Origin of the sequence: Streptomyces sp. LBL (genome assembly GCF_029893585.1) — a bacterium.
Taxonomy (GTDB): Bacteria; Actinomycetota; Actinomycetes; order Streptomycetales; family Streptomycetaceae; genus Streptomyces.
The window spans coordinates 146,396-164,488 of the sequence record NZ_JARXYX010000021.1; the positions used below are offsets into that span (position 1 = coordinate 146,396).

Annotated in this window: 19 protein-coding genes and 5 pseudogenes; 15 read left to right on the forward strand and 9 right to left on the reverse strand. The window is 68.9% G+C overall.

Annotation, left to right across the window (positions count from 1 at the left end):
• Positions 1–62 precede the first annotated feature (62 nt).
• Together M2271_RS25180 and M2271_RS25185 are read left to right on the forward strand one after the other, a co-directional pair.
• Complete coding sequence (locus tag M2271_RS25180) at positions 63–1,124, forward strand: alkene reductase (RefSeq protein ID WP_280889591.1); 1,062 nt, start codon at positions 63–65, stop codon at positions 1,122–1,124.
• An 11-nt stretch (positions 1,125–1,135) separates the two neighbouring features.
• On the forward strand, positions 1,136–1,615 hold the full coding sequence (locus M2271_RS25185; protein WP_280889592.1) for a MarR family winged helix-turn-helix transcriptional regulator: 480 nt from the start codon (positions 1,136–1,138) through the stop codon (positions 1,613–1,615).
• Between the two features lie 155 nt (positions 1,616–1,770).
• On the opposite strand, the pseudogene M2271_RS25190 reads toward M2271_RS25185, so the two are convergent.
• Positions 1,771–2,145: pseudogene (locus M2271_RS25190) on the reverse strand (phosphotransferase); the annotation flags it as partial.
• 606 nt (positions 2,146–2,751) lie between these two features.
• Positions 2,752–3,234 carry a molybdopterin-dependent oxidoreductase gene (locus tag M2271_RS25195; protein WP_280889593.1) on the reverse strand — a complete coding sequence of 161 codons (483 nt, stop codon included), beginning with the start codon at positions 3,232–3,234 and terminating at the stop codon, positions 2,752–2,754.
• Between the two features lie 139 nt (positions 3,235–3,373).
• Here M2271_RS25195 and M2271_RS25200 point away from each other — a divergent pair, with 139 nt between their 5' ends.
• From M2271_RS25200 to M2271_RS25235, 8 genes and pseudogenes are all read left to right on the forward strand, one after another.
• On the forward strand, positions 3,374–3,760 hold the full coding sequence (locus tag M2271_RS25200) for a TOBE domain-containing protein (RefSeq protein WP_280889594.1): 387 nt from the start codon (positions 3,374–3,376) through the stop codon (positions 3,758–3,760).
• A gap of 59 nt (positions 3,761–3,819) precedes the next feature.
• Positions 3,820–4,647, forward strand: coding sequence for a molybdate ABC transporter substrate-binding protein (modA, locus tag M2271_RS25205; RefSeq protein WP_280889595.1), 828 nt, complete (start codon positions 3,820–3,822; stop codon positions 4,645–4,647).
• The gene (gene modB / locus M2271_RS25210) at positions 4,644–5,516 is read left to right on the forward strand and encodes a molybdate ABC transporter permease subunit (RefSeq protein ID WP_280889596.1); all 873 of its coding nucleotides are present in this window, start codon (positions 4,644–4,646) and stop codon (positions 5,514–5,516) included. Before modA ends, modB begins: the two co-directional genes overlap by 4 nt.
• Positions 5,513–6,601, forward strand: a complete 1,089-nt coding sequence (locus M2271_RS25215; protein WP_280889597.1) for an ABC transporter ATP-binding protein — start codon at positions 5,513–5,515, stop codon at positions 6,599–6,601. Before modB ends, M2271_RS25215 begins: the two co-directional genes overlap by 4 nt.
• A gap of 369 nt (positions 6,602–6,970) precedes the next feature.
• Positions 6,971–7,186, forward strand: a pseudogene (locus M2271_RS25220) (molybdopterin-dependent oxidoreductase); the annotation flags it as partial.
• Positions 7,187–7,643: 457 nt separating this feature from the next.
• Positions 7,644–7,838 carry a hypothetical protein gene (locus tag M2271_RS25225; protein ID WP_280889598.1) on the forward strand — a complete coding sequence of 65 codons (195 nt, stop codon included), beginning with the start codon at positions 7,644–7,646 and terminating at the stop codon, positions 7,836–7,838.
• A gap of 100 nt (positions 7,839–7,938) precedes the next feature.
• Complete coding sequence (locus M2271_RS25230; protein ID WP_280889599.1) at positions 7,939–8,196, forward strand: type II toxin-antitoxin system VapB family antitoxin; 258 nt, start codon at positions 7,939–7,941, stop codon at positions 8,194–8,196.
• Positions 8,193–8,606 carry a PIN domain nuclease gene (locus M2271_RS25235; protein WP_280889600.1) on the forward strand — a complete coding sequence of 138 codons (414 nt, stop codon included), beginning with the start codon at positions 8,193–8,195 and terminating at the stop codon, positions 8,604–8,606. Before M2271_RS25230 ends, M2271_RS25235 begins: the two co-directional genes overlap by 4 nt.
• A gap of 776 nt (positions 8,607–9,382) precedes the next feature.
• Here the strand turns inward: M2271_RS25235 and M2271_RS25240 are convergent.
• Positions 9,383–9,697 (reverse strand): annotated as a pseudogene (locus tag M2271_RS25240) (TetR family transcriptional regulator); the annotation flags it as partial.
• Positions 9,698–9,766: 69 nt separating this feature from the next.
• Here M2271_RS25240 and M2271_RS25245 point away from each other — a divergent pair.
• On the forward strand, positions 9,767–10,237 hold the full coding sequence (locus M2271_RS25245; RefSeq protein ID WP_280889601.1) for a hypothetical protein: 471 nt from the start codon (positions 9,767–9,769) through the stop codon (positions 10,235–10,237).
• 556 nt (positions 10,238–10,793) lie between these two features.
• On the opposite strand, the gene M2271_RS25250 is transcribed toward M2271_RS25245, so the two are convergent.
• Entirely contained in the window at positions 10,794–11,294 is a 501-nt protein-coding gene (locus M2271_RS25250) for a helix-turn-helix domain-containing protein (RefSeq protein ID WP_280889602.1), read from the reverse strand.
• Between the two features lie 109 nt (positions 11,295–11,403).
• Here M2271_RS25250 and M2271_RS25255 point away from each other — a divergent pair.
• Positions 11,404–11,811, forward strand: a pseudogene (locus M2271_RS25255) (transposase); the annotation flags it as partial.
• A 70-nt stretch (positions 11,812–11,881) separates the two neighbouring features.
• Here M2271_RS25255 and M2271_RS25260 read toward each other — a convergent pair.
• The gene (locus tag M2271_RS25260) at positions 11,882–12,250 is read right to left on the reverse strand and encodes a MerR family transcriptional regulator (protein WP_280889631.1); all 369 of its coding nucleotides are present in this window, start codon (positions 12,248–12,250) and stop codon (positions 11,882–11,884) included.
• Positions 12,251–12,367: 117 nt separating this feature from the next.
• Between M2271_RS25260 and M2271_RS25265 the strand changes: the two genes are divergently transcribed.
• Complete coding sequence (locus M2271_RS25265) at positions 12,368–13,078, forward strand: SDR family oxidoreductase (protein ID WP_280889603.1); 711 nt, start codon at positions 12,368–12,370, stop codon at positions 13,076–13,078.
• Between the two features lie 181 nt (positions 13,079–13,259).
• On the opposite strand, the gene M2271_RS25270 is transcribed toward M2271_RS25265, so the two are convergent.
• Complete coding sequence (locus M2271_RS25270) at positions 13,260–14,606, reverse strand: aldehyde dehydrogenase family protein (protein ID WP_280889604.1); 1,347 nt, start codon at positions 14,604–14,606, stop codon at positions 13,260–13,262.
• Positions 14,607–14,775: 169 nt separating this feature from the next.
• On the opposite strand from M2271_RS25270, the gene M2271_RS25275 reads away from it, so the two are divergent.
• Complete coding sequence (locus M2271_RS25275) at positions 14,776–15,129, forward strand: helix-turn-helix transcriptional regulator (RefSeq protein ID WP_060895109.1); 354 nt, start codon at positions 14,776–14,778, stop codon at positions 15,127–15,129.
• A gap of 195 nt (positions 15,130–15,324) precedes the next feature.
• Here M2271_RS25275 and M2271_RS25280 read toward each other — a convergent pair.
• The 3 genes and pseudogenes from M2271_RS25280 to M2271_RS25295 all read right to left on the reverse strand — a co-directional run.
• A pseudogene (locus M2271_RS25280) lies at positions 15,325–15,462 on the reverse strand (IS6 family transposase); the annotation flags it as partial.
• A gap of 749 nt (positions 15,463–16,211) precedes the next feature.
• Positions 16,212–16,451: an SDR family oxidoreductase gene (locus tag M2271_RS25290; RefSeq protein WP_280889605.1), complete on the reverse strand. Its 240-nt coding sequence runs from the start codon at positions 16,449–16,451 to the stop codon at positions 16,212–16,214.
• A 219-nt stretch (positions 16,452–16,670) separates the two neighbouring features.
• On the reverse strand, positions 16,671–17,390 hold the full coding sequence (locus tag M2271_RS25295; RefSeq protein WP_280889606.1) for an SDR family NAD(P)-dependent oxidoreductase: 720 nt from the start codon (positions 17,388–17,390) through the stop codon (positions 16,671–16,673).
• 88 nt (positions 17,391–17,478) lie between these two features.
• Here M2271_RS25295 and M2271_RS25300 point away from each other — a divergent pair, with 88 nt between their 5' ends.
• Positions 17,479–18,087 (forward strand): TetR/AcrR family transcriptional regulator, encoded by a 609-nt coding sequence (locus tag M2271_RS25300; protein WP_280889607.1) that lies wholly within the window; start codon positions 17,479–17,481, stop codon positions 18,085–18,087.
• The last annotated feature ends 6 nt before the right edge of the window (positions 18,088–18,093 follow it).

The following is an 18,093-nucleotide window of genomic DNA, read 5'->3' on the forward strand; positions in this document are numbered from 1 at the left end:
TTCCGCCACGCCCCCGCTTTCCTGATCACCACCTGTTCATCACTGCACCGAAGGACCCCTTCATGCTGAACTCCCTGTGGACACCGACCACCGTCGGTGACATTTCCCTCCCGCACCGCCTGGTCATGGCCCCGATGACCCGTGGCCGCTCCAACCCTGAAGGCGTTCCGACCGAGCTGAACGCCGAGTACTACGCCCAGCGGGCCTCGCACGCGCTCATCATCACCGAGGGAACCCAGCCCTCCGCCGATGGCCAGGGCTACCTCCTCACCCCCGGCGTCCACAATGACGGGCAGATCGCCGGGTGGCGCAAGGTCACCGACGCCGTGCACGCGGCCGATGGCCGGATCGTCATCCAGCTGATGCACACCGGACGTATCACCCACCCCGACAACACCCCCCACGGGCGCCGGCCGGTCGCTCCTTCGGCGATCCGGCCGCAGGGCGTGATGTTCACGGCGTCCGGGCCCCAGGAGATGCCGACACCCCGCGCCCTGTCGACGCAGGAGGTTGCGGCGACCGTCGAGGACTTCCGCCGTGCCGCGGCGGCTGCCGTCGCGGCAGGCGCCGACGGCGTGGAGATCCACGGTGCCAACGGCTACCTGGTGCACCAGTTCCTGTCCGACAACACCAACCAGCGCACCGACCGCTACGGCGGGTCCGTCGACAACCGCATCCGCTTCGCCGTCGAGGTGGCCGCTGCCGTGGCCGACGAGATCGGCGCCGACCGCACCGGCCTGCGCATCTCCCCCGGCAACCCCTACAACGACATCGCCGAGTCCGACACCGCCGAGCTGTATCCGGCGCTCCTGCGCGCCCTCAGCCCGCTCGGCCTCGCCTACCTCCATGTGATGCACGCGGGCGACGACGCGCTGCTGGGCGCCCTGCGCGCGCTGTGGCCGACCACGCTGATCCTCAACCGGGCCGGCACCGACCTGCCCACCCGCGCCAAGGACGTCGACAACGGCACGGCCGACCTCGTCTCCGTCGGCGCCCTCGCGCTCGCCAACCCGGACCTGGTCGAGCGGCTACGCTCTGACGCGCCGCTGAACACCCCCGACCCGGCGACCTTCTACAGCGGCGGAGTGGCCGGCTACACCGACTACCCCACCCACACCGTCTGAGGAACCGCATCATGCCCGCCCCCACACCCCGCACCCCCAGCACGGCCAGCGAGGGGCCGATGAGCTACGCGATCTTCCAGCTCGCCCGCGCTCACCGCGCCCGCGCCGCCGCCATGCTCCGCGAGATGGACCTGCATCCCGGACAGGAACTGCTGCTGATGCACCTCCTCGACCGGGACGGCCAGACCCAGTCCGAGCTGCTCGAAAGCGTCGGCCTGGACCACTCCACCGTCTCCAAGTCCCTACGTCGCATGCAGGACGCCGGCCTGCTCATCCGCGAGCCGGCCGCACACGACCGGCGCGTCATGGTCGTCCGCCTCACCGACAAGGGCCGTGCCCTGCGCGAGCCCCTGGCAGCCATGTGGCAGGCCCTGGAGGAGACCTCCGCACGGAACTTGTCGGCGCAGCAGGCAGAGACCTTCGTCCGTATCGCCTACGCCATCACCGACGCGATGAACAGGCGTGACGTCGCGGCGGAAGAGTCCGAGTAACTCCCCCCGGCCTGCACCCCGGTTCCGGCCTGGAGTGCGCATCGTTTCCGGCGTTCCCGCGAAGCGGACAGTGCCGCAGCGCACCCGCCGCGCCATTTCGCGCCCGTGGGCCTCTCAACCGGCGAGCAGGGCGCGAAGCCACTGGTCCTCACGCCGGCGATGATCTCGGCGCCCTCGGCGGGGATGAGCACCTGCCACTGGGCGTCGGGCGGCGGGATGAAATCCTGTACGGCATCGTGGAAGTCACGGATGAGACGTGCGACGCGGGCGAGCTGGAGCGCGGGTTCCACCCGAGCGAACCGATCGGGCCAGATGACGTCGCCCGGAACGAACGTCAGCACCTCCCGCCCCCGCTCGTCGATCCCCAGCGGTCGAGGGGCCGCCCGGAAACCCGCCTCGTGCAAGTGGGTGAGAAGCGCGTGCACCGCGGGAGTCCAGGGCCCGGCGGGACGACGGACGGTGTCCCCGACGCGTACGACGCCGGCACTGACGTTCCCACCGGACAACGGCTGCTCCTGATCGTCCAGCATGAAGCCAGTCTGGCCGACAAGCTCTCCTGTGATCACCTCAATTGATGCCCGCCTGCTGCCCTGGCTGCGAGTCCTGGGGAAGCAGCAAGGATCTACCGCGCGGGCTCAGGGGTTTCGGCACGTCAGTCGGTGCGCATCGCGGCTCAGCGGCTCATGGCCATGGCCGCGTCCACCGAGTTGTCGTCGAAGGGGAGTTGCTCCGCGACGCCATGGATGGCCGGGGCCAGGTGCGCGGGACCCTTGGCCCGCAGGCCGGCGACGGTTCCACAGGCAGGACGTGCCGGTCGGCGGGTTCGTACGGGCCTCCGCCCGCTCCGACGTTGACCACTGTGCGGGCGTCGATGAGGGCGGCGTGCACCAGGGCGGCGATCCGCAGGTCGGTGCGGCGGACGCGGCTGTAGCCGACGCCAACCCGGCCGTATCGCCCCTCACGGGGGGCATGCGGGAGCATCGCCGGAGTCAGCTCCACCCCGAGGACCACGCCGTCGTCGCCGGCTTCCGCGCGCAGTGCCGATGGCGTACGGGCCTTCCTGCGGCGCGTGTTCGACGACCAGCACGTCCACCGGCGGGACGGGGCTCAGGCTCACCGCGCTCCTCTCATCAGGGTCACGTCCACGCGCGGTAGCCACCGTCCACACGGATCGCGTTGATCCCACTGATGTGCCGGGCCCCGCACCGGTCCTGCGGCAGCACGAGCTGCGGGCCGGCCCGGTCCAGTGAGGTGTCGTCGATGGTGACCGCCAGGAGCACGGGCGCGCGGCCGAAGTCCGGGTCTGTCTCGGCCCAGGACAGCAGGGCGTGATGGCCGTCCACCCCGGTCACGGCGATGAGGAAGCGCAGGCGGTCCTTGCGGCGGGCGGAATCGAACCCAGGACCGGCGTCCGCGAGCACGTCGTGCAGCAGTGGTCCGGTGAAACGGTGGTGCTGGATACCGCTGGTGGCGCACTCGAAGCTGACCTCGGCCGCGTGCTGCGGCCAGACGAGCAGATCGGGCACCGTCAGCCGGGACGGACGGCTCAGATCGCCGGCGAGGGTGAGTTCCGCCATCGGAACGGCGGCTGTACCGGTGGCTGCGAGGGACTGACTCACGGGCTACCACCTCCCGGATGACCGTACCCGGACCCGCCTCCCGTGCAAACGCACATGCCAACCTGATAGATCACGATTCCGGCTTATGCGAAGCCACAGGAGACTTTCTCCTTGCATCTGCGGGCATTATCATCAGCGGATGCACACCTACCGGATCGGGGACGCCGCCGCCCTGCTCGGTGTCAGCGCCGACACCGTGAGGCGCCTGGTCGACGGCGGGAAACTCACCGCCGAACGCGACGAGCAGGAACGCCGGATCATCCCCGGGCCGGCCCTCGCGGCCTACGCCCGCGAGACGCACCGCGCGGAGCGGGAGTCCACCGGCTCCTCGGCCCGCAACCGCCTCTCCGGCATCGTCACCGACGTGATCCTCGGTGATGTGTCGGCGCAGGTGGAGATACAGGCCGGACCGTTCCGGGTGGTGGCGCTGGTCAGCCGCGAGTCGGCTGAGGAGTTGAAGCTGGAGCCCGGTGTTCCGGCGGTTGCCGTGATCAAGTCGACCAACGTGGTCGTCGAGAGACCGTAGATGGTCCGCCAGGACCACAGGTGACTGTGTCCGTCAGGACCAGAGGGAGTAGACCCGTGATGACCCGTACCGCGCGCCGGACCCGCCGGAACCTGCAGGTGACCGGTGCAGGTGTCGCCGCGCTGCTGGCCCTGAGCGCCTGCTCGTCGTCCGACGACTCCTCGTCGACGAAGGCGGACTCCTCCGCATCCGCGTCCGCCTCGGACAAGCTGTCCGGCACCATGACCGTCTTCGCCGCCGCCTCCCTCAAGGAGAGCTTCACGGCCCTGGGCAAGGAGTTCGAGAAGGCGCACCCCGGCACGAAGGTCACCTTCAGCTTCGGGGGCAGCGACTCCCTCGCAGCCAGCATCACCGGCGGCGCCCCCGCCGACGTGTTCGCCTCGGCCAGCCCCAAGACGATGAAGATCGTCACGGACGCCGGGGACGCCTTCGGCACGCCCGCCACCTTCGTCCGCAACCAGCTGGAGATCGCCACCCTGCCGGGCAACCCGGACAAGATCACCTCCCTCAAGGACCTCACCAAGTCGAGCCTGAAAGTCGTCCTCTGCGACAAGGAGGTGCCCTGCGGCGCCGCCGCCCAGAAAGCCCTCGACGCCAGCAAGCTGAAGCTCACCCCCGTCTCCTACGAGCAGGACGTCAAGGCCGCCCTGACCAAGGTGGAGCTGAAGGAGGCCGACGCGGCCGTCGTCTACAAGACCGATGTGCACGCCGCGGGCGACAAGGTGGAGGGCGTGGAGTTCCCCGAGTCCGCCGACGCCATCAACGACTACCCGATCGTCCAGCTCAAGGACACCAAGAACGCCGATGCCGCCAAGGCGTTCATCGCGCTGGTGCAGTCCGCCGAGGGCCAGAAGGTCCTGACCGAGGCCGGGTTCCTCAAGCCGTGACCCTCCCGACCGGCAAGCCCGGCGCCGCGGCCGACACCCTCCAGGGCGGGCCGCGGCGCCGGCGTGTCCCGACGGGCAGACGCGGGGTCGGCCGGGGCGTGCCGCCGGCGCTGCTGGTGCCCGCGCTGATCGGCCTGGCGTTCCTGCTCGTGCCGCTGATCGCCCTGCTCGTACGGGCCCCATGGCGCAACCTGCCCGAGCTGCTGAGCAGCGCCGAGGTGTGGCAGGCGCTCCAGCTGTCCCTGGTCTGCGCCACCGCCGCCACCGCCGTGAGCCTGGTCATCGGCGTGCCGTTGGCCTGGCTGCTGGCCCGCGTCGAGTTCCCCGGACGCGGCCTCGTGCGGGCACTGGTCACCCTGCCGCTCGTGCTGCCGCCGGTGGTCGGCGGTGTGGCGCTGCTGATGGCGCTCGGCCGCAACGGCATCGTCGGGAAGTGGCTCGACTCCTGGTTCGGGATCACGCTCCCGTTCACCACCGCCGGGGTCGTGGTCGCCGAGGCGTTCGTCGCGATGCCGTTCCTCGTCATCAGCGTCGAGGGCACCCTGCGCGCCGCCGACCCGCGCTACGAGGAGGCGGCCGCCACCCTCGGCGCCTCCCGCTTCACCGCGTTCCGCCGGGTCACACTGCCGCTGATCGCGCCGGGCATCGCGGCCGGCGCGGTGCTCGCCTGGGCGCGGGCGCTCGGCGAGTTCGGCGCGACGATCACCTTCGCCGGCAACTTTCCCGGCCGTACCCAGACCATGCCGCTTGCCGTGTACCTGGCCCTGCAGAGCGACCCGGAGGCCGCCATCGCCCTCAGCCTGGTCCTGCTGACCGTGTCCATCGCGGTGCTGGCCGGCCTGCGCGACCGTTGGATGACAGCAGGATGACCGAGACACAGGACGCCGCCCCCGAGGTTCGCGCCGACGCCTTCGACGAGGGCCTCGACGCCCACCTCGTCGTCGAGCGCGGCGCCTTCCGTCTCGACCTGGCCCTGCGCGTCGCGCCCGGCGAAGTCGTCGCCCTGCTCGGCCCGAACGGCGCCGGCAAGACCACCGCCCTGCGCGCCCTTGCCGGTCTGACGCCGCTCACCGGCGGCCGTCTGCGGCTGGACGGCACGGCGTTGGAGCGTACGCCGCCGGAGTCCCGCCCGGTCGGCGTCGTCTTCCAGGACTACCTGCTCTTCCCCCACCTGACCGCCCTGGACAACGTGGCCTTCGGGCCGCGCTGCCAAGGGGCGACCAAGGCAGAGGCACGTGCGCAGGCCGCCGAGTGGCTGGACCGCCTGGGTCTCGCGGATCACGTCGGTGCCAAGCCCCGCCGCCTCTCCGGCGGACAGGCCCAGCGCGTCGCCCTGGCCCGCGCGCTCGCCACCCGCCCCCGGCTGCTCCTGCTCGACGAGCCGCTCGCCGCTCTGGATGCCCGCACCCGCCTGGAGGTGCGCTCCCAACTCCGCCGCCATCTGGCCGAGTTCGAGGCCGTCGCCGTCCTGGTCACGCACGACCCGCTGGACGCCATGGTGCTGGCCGACCGTCTGGTCGTCGTCGAGGACGGCCGGGTCGTCCAGGAAGGCGCCCCGTCCGACATCGCCCGCCATCCCCGTACGGACTACATCGCCCAGTTGGTGGGCCTGAACCTCTACCGGGGCGAGGCCGACGGCCATGTGGTCCGCCTCGACGTCGGCCCGCCCGTCACCACCACGGAGGCCCTGTCCGGCCCGGTCTTCGTGGCCTTCCCGCCGAGCGCGGTCACCCTCCACCGCGACCGTCCGACCGGCGTCAGCGCCCGCAACCTCTGGCATTGCGAGGTCGCCGGCCTGGAGACCCACGGCGACCAGATCCGCGCCGACCTCACGGGAGAGCTTCCGCTCGCCGCGGATCTGACCACGGTCGCCGCCGCTGAACTCGATCTGCACCCGGGCGCGGAGGTCTGGGCGACGGTGAAGGCCGCACAGACCCACGCCTACCCTGTCTGAGAACGCGCACGAGCCGGGCCGCACCCACGGTCCGCAAGGCACCGCCCACCCCACCCATCGCAGGTGCGACGACGTCCAAGCCGGCCCTCCCCATCGCCGACCACGGTGGGCCACAGCAAGTCCGAAGTGCGACACATCACCCCCCTGACCGTCGGTTCACCCGTCACCGCGCTGATCAAGTCGACCGAGGTCTCCCTCGCCCTCGTGTGACCGAACCCTGACTCTGGGACCCACCGTCGGCACCACCTGGAACGAACACTCACGCTGCTCGACGACCAAGCACTGGCAGGACGAGAGAGCGCCGACAGTGGCAGGTGAGCGTTCCAGTACGTCCAGCGCACCCCACCCCACCCCACCCCACCCCACCGCATCCCTCCCGGCCAGCGCCACGTGAACGGATGGCCCGTCTCGCACTGCGGCCCCGTCCCCCGCTCCCGCCCCGAACGCTGGAACCTGCGCGTCCACGGCGCCACCGCCACCGGTGAGCAGCACACCTGGACCTTCGACGAACCGACCGGTCTCCCCCACCGCACGGTCATCGCCGATCTGCACTGCGCGACCGGCCCCACCTCCACCGACCACGAGTGATACGGAATCCCGGCGACGGTCCTGCATGTAGCCGTCCTGCCCGAGTGTGGCGGGTGCTGCTGTGCTGGGCCATCGGGCCCGTTCTCATGATCCGGGGCGCTTAGGGTGGTCTCCTCGGACTCCTGCCGGACACCAGGGCAATCACGCCCGCGCGCTCACCGGCGGGGCGGTTCTGACAGCGTCGACGGCGATCCCGCGGCAGCAGCCCGGCCCCTCCCGCCTCCGGACAGTCACTCAGACACGGGAGTACGGGCAGTTTCCTGTACGGGCCGTTTCCCCGCACCGCGATCGGCGCTTGCCCTGTGATCCAAAGCTCGCGCGACACCCTGATCACCTGCCACCACTCCGCAATCCATGACAGCGGTGTCGGGCAGGATGACGCCGAACCGATTCCCTGCGTCCTGCCAGCGTCCCGAATTCGGCGCCCAGCCGCTCACAGAGGCCGCCTGCGGCCATGTTCACGGCTGTGATACCCGTCATCCGTACAGGTCAGGGCCTGATGGGCATCTCCTACTACTTCACCGATGGCAGCAGCCGTCTCGACTACTACTCCTACGCCAGCGGGGAAGCGCAGGTCTCCGGCCGGGACGTCCAGGTTCACGCCGTCGACGGCCGTGAAACCAGGGACGCCCGGCCGCCGCGCCGATGACGAAGTCGATGGACACGTCTGCTACCTTCCACCGACGGGCCCATATACAAATGATCTTGTATCTTGGTATACTACAGTTGATATACAAAGGAGGGCATCCATGAGCCGTACCGTGATCGACCTCGACGACGAGGCCTTGGAAGAAGCGGCCAGGGAACTCGGCACCACCACCAAGCGCGAGACCATCAACACCGCCCTGCGGGAAGTCACGGCCCGTTACCGGCGTCTGCGCGCGCTCGACGAAGCCCGCGAGCTGGTGACCGACGGCGCGCTGGACATGGACCTTCTCCTGGACAAGAGCAAGTACCGGCCCACGAGCACAGCCGACGCCGCCTCCGACACCGGAGCGCATGAGTGACCGTCGCCGATTACCTCATCGACACCTCCGCGCTCGCCCGCGTCCTGCTCCGCCAGAACACGGCCGACTGGGATGACAGGATCGGCGCCGGCCTCGTCGCGATCTGCGACATCACCGAACTCGAGGTCCTCTACTCAGCCCGTTCGGCCGCAGACCGTACGCGCTTGAAGGCGGCGCTCGACGCCCACTACGTCTGGTGCCCCATGCCGGACGGCGTCTACCGCCGCTCCCGCGTCGTCCAGGAACAGCTGACCGCCAAGGGTGAGCACCGCAGCGCGGGCCCCGTCGACCTCCTAGTGGCCGCCGCCGCCGAGGAAGCGGGGCTCACGCTGCTCCACTGCGACCACGACTTCGACACCATCGCCCGCACCACGGGACAGCCGGTCCGCACGATCGACCTCGGGCAGTAGAGCGTCCACAGCTGCACAGTCGGCGATGAGGAACGGGGTGGCCCGTGGAAACGGCCTGTCGAGGACTCAGCCGAAGCCCGGGTGCCCGAGCCACGGGAATGACTGGCCAACCAGGGAACTCACCCGCGGCCCGTACCGTTCGTCAACCTTGCTCGTGACCCCTTGCTCTCGGTCCCGGGTAGCCGAGGACGGGCACTTCGGATGGGTGCCAGGCACCCATGGCAGTGGGCCCGCACCGTGCACGCTGTCCTTGAGGTGACCTCGAAGGCAGACTTCGCGGTACCTGCGTCCTCACAGCGTCCTCAATTACGCCTCCGGCTCCTCGCTGAGGCCGCTCTTGGGCTCCTCCCCCACCACGCTCCGGCGCATTCAACGCAGGTCAGCGCAATGCCTACCGCCACCCGTCACTCGCCGTCGAACTCGCGCGCAGCGGATTCAGTCCGATGAGCCCGAGTTGACGTTCCGACACCTCAGAGGAGACGTTTCCGCAGGTCACAGCGCTGCACAAGTGGGGCGGGTGGGACTCGAACCCACGGCCGACGGATTATGAGTCCCTTGGGGATCTTGGCGGCTCTTGCCGATCATTGCCGATTCACGCCGTTCTTGCAGGTCAGACGTGCTGATCCGTGTCAGTCCCGTGCAGTGCTTGTCGGCCCGTTCCTGTCCTTGTGGCCCCTCAATGACCCCTGGGGATCGACGAGCTGGACGATCACCACAAGTCAAGGGGATGGAACCCTCGCACAGCGGATCCCCTTACCGACGAGATGATGCTCCCCCATGAGCTCCACCAGCACGGCGTTGTCGGTGGCGAAGGTGACGTAGGCCCGCGCAAGGACGGCGAGGCGAGGCTGGACCGGGAGGCTGGGATCGCCTGCGCCTTTGAGGGTCTGCGTCAGCCGCTCGTAGCCGTCGAGCGCCAGGGTGTCGAGCAGCGCCTGCTTGTCCTTGAAATGGCGCCCCGGCGCCGCGTGACTGACACCGATGTCCCGGGCCAGCTCACGCAGCGACAGTGACCCCACCCCTTTCTCGCGCAGGGTGTGCTCGTCGCGGTACGGGACCCGGAGCGCGGCCGGGCGGCGGATTCGCGCCACCGCGACCCGGCCGACCCGTTCGCCTTCGCCGACTTCGACTTCATCCACGCCCCCGGCGGTCACGGCCCCATGGTCGACTTCCGTGACGATGCGTGGCTCGGCGAAACCCTCCACGTGGCCCGGGAGAACGACGTCACCATCTCGTTGATCTGCCACGCGCCCGTGGCGGTGATCTCCACCCGGCAGCGCGTCGACGCGCAGGGCCGCTCCTACCTCGTCAGCGACAACCCGTTCCTCGCCGCCACCATCTCGACCGTCCCCAAGATCGGCGAGCGGTTCGCGCTACGGTTCCTCTACCCGCGCGTCCCGGGCAAGACGACCCGACTCCCCTACTTCGTCGACGTGGCCATCAAGGAAGCCGGCTTCACCGTCGCATCCTCACCCAACATCTCCGCCCCGAAACTCGCCTACGAGCCGTCCGCGCGCCTGCTCACCGGCAACGGCCCACAGGCCATCGACCAGCAGACCGCCAAACTCCGCAGCATCCTCACCCACAGCCCCGCTGCCCGCCGGACCAGCGGCAAGCACGCGAGCGCGTAGCCACGACCCCATGTGCCGACCAGGCAGCCAACGACGCGGGCGAACAGACGGAACAGGTACGGAGGCGAGCCGATACGGCCCGCCTCCGTACCTGTTCTGGCCGCGCCCTGCTGGAGGTCCGGCCCGACGACGAGCCACTGTGTGGACCTCACTGACCACCGCTGCGCTCGACTACCTCAAGAGCCAGCGCGACACCATGCCGCTGAACCACCGCCTCAAGGCATACTCACGGGCTCTCGCGCAGTCGGCCCACGCCTTGCGACCACCTCCGCACCGACCTGCACACCTGGGTCCTGGGCCACGTCCCGAGCGACGACACACTGATCGCGACCCTGCGACTGAACCTCGCGCTCACCGCTTCGATGACCGCCTACCAGAGCCGGCAGGTCGACGAGGCTTCGACGTCCTCACCCGGCGCACCAGACAGTGCCTGAACCAAGCGGGCGCCGGGTTCGCCACCCCGCTTCATGGTGAGAGCTCCCCGCCGGCGCAGTACTGAGGCAGGGTCGGCCTGTGGCGCGTAGGGCCTGGTCCTCGGCGCGGTCGGCAGACGCCGCTACCGCTGGGCGCGCAGGCCCGCGCACGCCAGGTCGATCATGCGCTTGCGTGCATCCGGGTCGGGGCCCTGCTGCTCCCGGGCCAGACAGCCGACGATGAGCGCCTTGACGTCGGCACGCACGACGTCCGGCCGCACGGCGCCGGCTTTCTGCGCACCGACGAGCAGTTCCTCTTCCACGGCCAGCAGATTGTGCTCGGGGGCCAAGGCCACCGAGTGGACGTCGAAACCTGTCCCGATCATCGCCTGCGACAGACCGCGATTGGCCCCGAAGTGATCGACCATCAGGGCGAAGAACTCGAAGAACGCTGCGCCCGGATCACGGGTCGCGGCCAGTTGCCGGGCCCGGTCGACGATTTCGGCCACCAGATGCAGCACGATCGCCTCGTACAGCGAGTCCTTCGTCGGAAAATGCCGGCTGACCGTCCCTGTGCCCACACCGGCCCGCCGGGCGATCTCCGCCACCGGCACCGACAGCCCCTCGGCGGCGAACGTCTCCAACGCCACCTCCAGGACACGCTTGCGGTTGCGCTCGGCATCAGCACGCATCAAAGACCCTCAGACTTCCGACCAAACGGGACAACTGTCCCGATTATAGTGGACCGGCCTTCTCGTCTCGGCAGGGGCCAACCGTCATGACTCCCCGCTGCTCGTACCCACCCTGGAAGCCGCGAAGAAGCAGGTCAGTGTGTTTCCCGAGCAGGTCAACGTCAACTTGGACCGGGGCTACGACAGTGACAAGACCCGAGCCGCGCTCGAGGAACTGGGCTTCACCGGCGAGATCGCCCGCAAGGGCGTGCCCGCACCGATCCAGGCCGGCAAGAGGTGGGTCGTGGAGCGGAGCCACGCATGGATGAACGGCTTCGGCAAGCTCCGCCGCTGCACCGAGAAGCGCCAGTACGTTGTGGACTTCTACCTCTACCTGTCCGCCGCAATCGTCACGCTCCGCATGCTCATCCGCCGCGCGACCCCGCTCTGCCGCTGGGACGGACGGCCCACCACCAAGAGACTCAAGTGACGCCTGCTGACGGGCGTCCGTCTGCGTCGGGCGGACAAGCACTGCCGCACTCCTGGGGAAGGCGCGCTGCTCAACGAGGGCAGGGCCGGCCCGCGCTCCTGGCTGTGGAGGCTGTGGTGATGATGGCGTCGAGCCGGTCCCGGGTTTTCACCAGGGTGCTGACCTGCGTATCGATGCGGTCCCGCTCGGCCGACAGCCGGTCGAGCAGCGCGGGGGTCACGTCACCGGTCTCGACGCACGGCAGCAGTTCCAGGATCGCCCTGCTCGGCAGCCCTGCGGAGTACAGCTGCTGAATCAGCTGGACGCGGTCGACCGCGCTGTCCGGGTACTGCCGATGGCCGCTGGGGCTGCGCACCGAGGCCAGCAGGCGCTGCTCTTCGTAGTAGCGCAGTGCCCGCACGCTCACGCCCACCCTTGAGGCCAGCTCACCGATGCGCATCAACGCCCCCTCCATGACCTGGATCACATTTCTTGCCTCTGACGTCAACGTCAGGTTTTAGCGTAGCCCGTGAACAGCCCGGACAGGAATCACCTCACCACTGCCAGGAGACTCCCCATGAAGATCACCGGTTCCGTCGCCCTCGTCACCGGCGCCAACCGCGGCATCGGCAGGCACTTCGCCCAACAGCTCCTGCGCCGGGGCGCCACCAAGGTCTACGCGACCGCGCGCACCCCCCACCTCGTCGACCTCCCCGGTGTGGAGGTACTGCGGCTCGACATCACCGATCCGGCTTCGGTCGCCGCCGCGGCGGACGCGGCCTCGGACGTCACCCTCTTGATCAACAATGCCGGCGTCTTCACCCAGCAGAACCTCGTCACCGGGGACCCCGAGAAGATCCGGCTGGAGATGGACACCAACTTCTTCGGCACCCTCAACGTGGTCCGGGCGTTCACTCCCGTCCTGGCCGCCAACGGCGGCGGGGCCATCCTCAACGTCCTGTCGGCGATGTCCTGGCTCGCCTACGACGGGGCCAACGCCTACAGCGCGGCGAAGGCGGCGGCGTGGAGCCTCACCAACGGCATCCGCCTCGAACTCGCGGGCCAGGGAACCGCGGTGACGGGCCTTCACCTGGCCAGCACCGACACCGACATGATGGCCGGGTGGGACGTGGAGAAGAACGACCCCGCCGATGTCGTGCGCGCCGCCCTCGACGGTATCGAGGCCCGGAAGATGGAGATCCTCGCCGACAACAACTCCGTCCAGCTCAAGGCGGCCCTGTCCGCCGACCCGAGCGTGCTCTATCCGCAGGCGGTTCCCGCCGCCTGACCCTTCGCCAGCCGTCCGCCCGGCCAGGCTTCAGCCGACGTTGGAGAATCTATGGATCAGCCGGGCGCGGCCATGCGTACTCGTCACACTCCGCACACGCGTCCGCCGCGCGACCCCGCGCTACCGCTAGGACACCCACCCACCACCAGAAGACTCAAGTGACGCCTACCGCCGGGCTCTCTTAGCTGAGCGGCACGTCCGCGACAGCCTTGAGGTGGCTGAACGCCTCCAGGGAGTACCGGCCGTGGTACCGGCCCATGCCGCTTTCGCCGACGCCACCGAAAGGCAGTCCCGGCATGAGCAGTTGCATCACCGGCTGGCCCCAGGCGACGCCGCCGGAGGAAGTCTCGTTCAGGAGGCGCGACTTGGTGGCCTCGGAGGTGGTGAAGGCGTAGAGCGCGAGTGGCTTGTCGCGTTCGTTGATGAAGGCGATGGCGGCATCGAGGTCTTCGACTTCGACGACGGCGAGGATCGGGCCGAAGATCTCTTCCTGCATGACCGGCGATGCGGGGTCGACCTCGGTGAGCACGGTCGGTGCGATGAACAGGTCGTCGCGGTCGTGCCGGCCTCCCACCGCCGCCCGGCCGGAGTCCAGCAGACGGGTGAGCCGGTCGAAGTGCCGCTCGTTGATGATCCGGCCGAAGTCGGCTGAGGTCTGCGGGCTGGTGCCGAACTGGGCTTCGATAGCCGCGCGGAGGGCGGGGACCAGTGCGGCGGCGGTGGCAGGATCGGCCAGGACATAGTCGGGGGCTATGCACTGCTGCCCCGCGTTGCCGAACTTGGCGCCGACCAGCCGCTTGGCGGTCTCGTCCACGTCGGCGTCGGGCGCCACGAAGACCGGTGACTTGCCTCCGAGTTCGAGTGTGACGGGGGTGAGGTGCTTGGCTGCCGCGGCCATGACGATCCGGCCGACCGTGCCATTGCCGGTGTAGAAGATGTGGTCGAAACGCTGCGCCAGGAGGGCCGTGGTCTCCTCGGCGCCCCCCTCGACGACGGTGAGCACGTCGGCGTCGAAGTACTCACGCAGGAGTCGTGAAGCGACCGCCGAAGTGTGCACCGAGATCTCGCTCGGCTTGGCCACCACGGTGTTTCCGGCGGCCAGGGCGCCGATGATGGGGTCGATGAGAAGGTGCAGCGGGAAGTTCCACGGGGCGATCACCAGGACGACCCCGAGCGGGTCGTACGTGGTGTAGGCCGTTGTCGTGGGACCGAAGTGGGCGGGAACCTCCACCGGGCGAGGCTGAAGCCAGTTTTCGAGACTCGCCAGCGTCTCGTCGATGTCGGCGACGGTGAAGTCGATCTCCTGCACCTTCGCCTCGGCGGCGTTCTTCCTCAGGTCCGCCCAGAGCGCTTCGATCAGTTCCTGCTCGTTCTCGACCAGCAGTGCCCGCAGCCGCCGCAGTTGACTGACGCGCCAGTCCAGTCCGCGGGTGACGCCGGTGTTGAACGTCGCACGAAGGCGGCCGACCACCTCCGCGGCCGTTTCCGTCTGGTGGGTCCTCGACTCGGTCGCCTGTGTTGTGGTCATGGGGTGTGCTCCGTTCTTGATGCAGGCCGCGCCGTCAAAGGCGTTGGTGGCATGCCGTGGTACCGGTGATGGGCAACCCGGTGGATGACGGATGAAGGGTCAATCCGTGCCTTCACTGTAGCCCATGTACGCACCAACGCGAACATGGGACAGGGGTTATTCTCTCCTTATGGCCAGTCGCACCTCGTCACCCCTCGTCCACCCCGACACGGACGACCTCGACCTCTTCAAGATCATGAGCGCGCTGACCGACGAGACCCGGCTCACCATCGTCGTCACCCTCTCCGTCTCCCCCGGTCTGGCCTGCAGCGGCTTCACGCAGGACGTCACCGCGTCCGTACTCACCCGCCACTTCCGCGTCCTGCGCGAGGCCGGTCTCATCCGGCAGCACGATGTCGGCACCCGCCGTTTCAACACTCTGCGCAAGGAAGATCTGGACCAGCGGTTCCCCGGACTGCTCGACCTCGTCCTCAAGGAGAGCGTCGGCCGCGTGGAGCCTTACGTGAACGCCGAATGCGCCTGACCCTCCGGGGCGCCCCTCCGTGACCGCGACGAACCGGACCCACCGCAGCCAGGTGTCCAGCTTGCGGTCGGCTTCGATCCCGTCGAACGACACCTCGGGCACAACGTCGACGGGCGCTGTCACGTTGTTGCGGGGGTGCGGGGGAGGTGCCTGATGGGGTGTTGCGGCGTGGTGGAGCCCGGTTCCGGGCTGGGCTCAGGCCGTGGTGGAGAGGCCGGCGACGCCGGTGATGTGCTCCCAGACTGCGAAGCGGACGGCCATCTCGGCTCGGTAGTCGTGTGCGGGCATCAGATGGCGGCGGGGCCGGAAGTGGTCCTGTGGGAAGAGACCGGCGCCGGCTGGCCATCGAAACGCAGGTGGCCTTGTTAACCGGCGACACGACGGGAGCACCCCTGGACGCCGTCCAAGCCGAGGTCTGCAAGGGCTCCGAAATGAGCCGGCAGCGTGAGCGCTGGCGGCCCTCACCGCCTGACAGTCCACCGACAGGTCCCCGGCCCCGGCCGCGTTCTCCCGATGCGGCACCGCACGCCGCGGCCCGGCCGGCTCCCCTGCGACACCCCGACGGCCACCTCGGCAGGCACTTCCTCCTCGGCCAGCGCCCCCACGGCAACTCGTTCAGCAACGAGGGCGCCGGAGATCGCGTCTCGGCCAGAGAAGGTGGTGGTGCTGGAATCGTCACCGTTGCCTGTGATGGTTCTCGACGACGTCTTCGGCACCGCGATCACGGTGCACGTGCCGGGTAGGCGTACGGAAGGCTCCGCACGGGCTGCTGTACTCCTTCGCGGTGATCACGCTGGAGATGCTGTGGCGCGGGCACGTGCGGGCGCCGGGCGAGATGAACGGTGAGCAGTGGCTGACGTATCAGCGGGGATTGGGTGACCCGCCGAACGGCGTGTGGATCAGATGGGGCCCCGGTCGGTGACCACCATCGCGATCTACCTGCACACCTTGCAAGAACTGGAGATGCTCGCCCGGCTGGAGCTGGCGCCTGAGGATGTGTGGGAGCCAGCCACAACGCGGACGGCTGGGCGGCCTACAAGAAGCCGGCCCTTGTCACCCGTTCCGGGAGCGGAGCCGCTCCGTCAACTGCCCATTCCGAGCCGGGCACCGCCGGCGACATCCAGGCTCAGGCCGGTCAGGTACCGGTTGGCCGCGTCGGTGAGGAAGGCGATGGTCGCCGCCACCTCCTCTGGCTCGGCGAATCGGCCCATCGGGATCTGAGCGGCCCGCGCCTGGCGGGCGTGGGCACGTCGTCGTGGACAACGACGCCGAACCGGATCTCGACGCTGTCGTGCGGCTCGCGGGAAATATCGGGCAGGCACCCCTTCCCGCCTTCCACTGAGAGGACGGTACGTGACTTGATGTCTGTATTGCCCTCCCCGCTGACCGGCTGGCTCCTCGACCGGTACGGCCGTACGCCGATAGCCGCAGCCTCCGGCCTCACCCTCCTCGTCGCCGGAATCACCGCCGCCGGGGCGCCTGCCGCGGCTGGGCTGGAACCTGGGCCTCGTCTCCGGCACCCGCGATGATTTCTATGGGGTTCAGAGCTCGGCGACGACGCGTCGCAGGGTGCCCGGCGCGATGCGCAGCATGGCGGGCATGACTTTCGTCTGACCGGGGAATGCCATGTTCCGCCCCCGCCGAAGAGCTTTCATCGTGACCGCCGCCACCTGTGCGGGAGTCAGTTTCTTCCCCGTGGCTTCGGCGTTCATGGGCGTGTCCGTGGACGGTGGGAGGACCTCGAGGACATGGGTGCCCTGCGGGGCGAGTTGACGGCGCAAGCCGTCCGCAAAGCCGTGCAGGCCGGCCTTCACCGCGCCGTGGGTAGGCGCGCGAGTGGGCGAGACCAAAGCGAACCCCGAGGTGATGAATACGATCGCGTCGGGCGATGGCCATCGCTCGAGCACTTCACCCGTCAAGTGGATGGGGGCGGTGAGGTTCAATGCCACCTCGGCATCGAGAGTCGCATTGGGGTTCTTGCCTGCAACATAGTCTCGTTCCTCGAACGTACCGGCGTTGTTGACCAGCACGTCCAAACGCCCGAAGCGATCAGCGACTGCTTGCAACAACGCTGCCCGATCAGCTGCGTTCGTCACATCAGCCTGCACGGCCAGCGCCTGCGGGTGTGCCTGCGCGAATCGGTCAAGCGCAGCCTGCGAACGCCCGCAAACGACGACAGACGCCCCGAGCTCCACGAAGGATTGCGCGAGGCTCAAGCCGATGCCTGAGGTTCCGCCAGTGATGAGCACGGTCTGTGACATGATGCCACCTCTCCGTATAGCGTACTGATTGGTACGAAACACGGTAGCACACCCGTACCGATCGGTATCGAAGGGGTACGATGAAGAAATGAGCTCGACGACACCGGTCCCTCCTGGCAGGCCTCGCGCGTTCGACATCGACGAGGCACTCGATCGTGCAGTCCTGGTGTTTTGGTCCAAGGGTTTCGAAGGCGCCAGCCTTGACGACCTCACCGAAGCGATGGGTATCAGCCGCCCCAGCCTGTACAGGGCGTTCGGCAACAAAGAAGACCTCTTCCACAAGGCGCTGGAGCGATACACCGAGGGCTTGACCTCCTACTTCGCTCGAGCTCTGGCAGAGCCCACAAGCGGAGCAGTGGCTACTGCTGTGCTCCACGGGACGGTCAAGGCGGCAACCACGCCGGGACTCCCCACGGGCTGTCTTGGCGTGCTGGGTGCGTTGGCTACCGGGGATGAGAGCCGCCCGGTCCGAGACGCACTCATCGCATGGCGTGAGGAGGGGATAGCCCACTTGACGCGCCGGTTTCAACAGGCGGTGGACGCCGGTGACCTTCCGCCTTCCGCAGATCCTCATCTTCTTGCGCTCTACCTGAGAACAGTGGCCAATGGGCTTGCCGTCCAGGCCGCGAGTGGTAGTTCCCGCCCTGAGCTGCTGCAAGTCGCGAACCTCGCGTTGGGCAGCTGGCCAAAGCTGTAGTCAGCC